This window comes from Endozoicomonas sp. ONNA2, from assembly GCF_024606365.1.
In the GTDB taxonomy this organism is placed as follows: domain Bacteria; phylum Pseudomonadota; class Gammaproteobacteria; order Pseudomonadales; family Endozoicomonadaceae; genus Endozoicomonas.
Map to the genome: position 1 here is coordinate 1 of NZ_JAHHPO010001088.1, position 2320 is coordinate 2320.

At 43.4% G+C, this 2320-nt stretch carries 1 protein-coding gene; it reads right to left on the reverse strand.

Features of this window, described 5'->3' with window-relative positions:
- Window positions 1-169: 169 nt before the first annotated feature.
- Window positions 170-1447: a hypothetical protein gene (locus KDK14_RS19475; RefSeq protein ID WP_257266873.1), complete on the reverse strand. Its 1278-nt coding sequence runs from the start codon at window positions 1445-1447 to the stop codon at window positions 170-172.
- Window positions 1448-2320 lie beyond the last annotated feature (873 nt).

Here is a 2320-nt window from a genome sequence, read left to right on the forward strand (position 1 = left end):
TTAGCCTCAATTTCTCGCAATCCTCGCTACGGGCGCTATTCTCGGACAGCCTCCCTGGCAGTCCTTCGGGAGGTTGTCCGGGATTGGCCTGTTCAGCAACAGCTGCAGGGTTACTTCGGGGTAGCCTCCTGGTGATTTATCAGACAAACCAGAAATTTAAACAATTTTTTTATTGCCATCCGACTTCGTCGATGCTGAAACCATCGGCAATGGAGGGTTCCTGTTTAGTCTCGAGCAGACATTGGTCTGCCAATGATTGTGGCAAAAGTTGGTGATACCATCTTAACGCTGAACGCAAGAATTCAGGCTGTAAATCTTTTTTCGTACAGCAAACTTGAATGGCGGTGGTTATATATTGGAATGAATTGTCTGAAACAACTTTTGAATTTGCTCCCCAATAGCAAGACATGTAGTGATAAATACAACCCGGATAATCTCTTTTTCTGAAATATACAAAAGCCAGTTGCTTATTCACGGCCCTGCGGAACTGTGGATCGCTGGCAAGTTCAGGCCTGCGCAATTGTTGAAGCAGAATGTCAGTAGCCTGATCCAGCAGATTCAGCCGGGTTAATGCTATTGCTACATTAACGTTGAAATGATAATCCACTTTTGCATACTCAAAAGCCAAGCCCAAGGCATTTTCCCAAATACTGTTCCACGAGGGATCACCTGGTTTCTTGGTTTTAGCCAAGGCTGCCAGTTTTCTCCATCCAAAGATGGCATTTGTTGCCTGATCGGACGTCAAGAACTTTTTGGTATTCTCTGTTGTTTCCGAACAAGACGTCGATGAACCAGTACTTGGCAATATAAAACCCGATGGGTCTATTGTCATTTTTCCAGACTTTGGCTTCAGACCATTGAACCAGTTAATAGCTTCGATGACAAATGGCTGGTCATTACACTCCTTGAGCATGTACTGCATTGAGGTGCATATATGTGAGTAATTTTCATCAGGCACGTTGTTGGTTGAAAAAAACACACGCATATAAAGTTTGACAGAGTCAACGTATTTTCTTTCTTTAAAGAACACAAATCCCAACAGTTTGCGAACACAATAAAGAAAGTTTTGATCATCAAACCTGGTTAGCTGATCAAACAAAAGCAATTTTGCCTTGTCAATATTATTGAGTGATATTAAAGCATTAGCCACGTTTAAATTGAAGTGATAGTCCACCTTAGAAAAATTCAAGGCAAAGTTGAGCGCATCCTGCCATGCTTTAGTCCATTCACTACTTTCTTTGGTAAGGGAGTTTGCATAGTTTTCCAGTAAGTGGCAATGATTAAGGCGTTGCTGTAAAGAGTCTGCAAAGTATTGAGTGGTAAATAAATCAGACTCCAAAGACATCAAATGTGCATTGACAGGCTCTACTTCGTTGGTCGAAGAAACCGATATACTGCCATCAAGTGATAATGGACAGGGGTATTCAGGTTCCTGAAATTTTGCCAAGTAAGGAAATGCCTCTGCACCCTGAGGCCAGAAATCCGTCGAACTGCCAGGTCCGGACTGTGCTTTGAGACTCAGGTCTGCCATCGAATGAATAAGGGCTGTCTCAGCGTTATCGCCAGACAATTTGGGGGGGGCGCTTAAATTACCAGCTACTGCTCCGGGCGGGGCATTCGATACCTGCCATTGATTCCAGAAAGGGGTAAAATCATTTTTCACCCGCTGACCAAAGGGTGCTGCAATATTTTGTGGTCTGATGCGGGAGGTTTCCTGAGGCATAAAAGAGTGGCTCTGTGTGTACTGAGCCACTTGGCATGGGTCATTGGCAGTATATGGAGGCAACCCGGCCATGGGCGCCACATCAGTAGCCTCACGATTTCGCAGAGTATTTTCTTTACCAGGAGCAGAATGAGTAACTGATTCTGGTGTTAACCTATCCTCCGGATCATCAAGCAAGTTAAGTATGTCTTGTTTAATCCGATATTCCGGGTCAGGACTATTAACCATAACTGTATTTTCAGGGTGAAAATCAGATACTTTACGCTGGCCATGAACAGCCTGACCGGTGCTGAGGCGGTCATCACTTTTATTCAAGCCACAGGATGGCGTACCGGGAAATACACCACTACTTCTTTCCATAACAAAACTCGATTGGTCAAAATTGGTCAACAAAGCTGAGACAATCCTGCTAATAAAAAATTCAAATAACTTAATATTAAATTTTTGAACTTTACAAAAAAACCAGATTTATTTCGGATCCTCATTTCCCGCAGTGGTCACGAACTGACCAATCTTTTATAAGGATTGGGCAATTGCCCTGGGGTCAGGGCGATAGAATCGGCCTTACGATCGTTCCAATCAAGGCTAATTTAAACG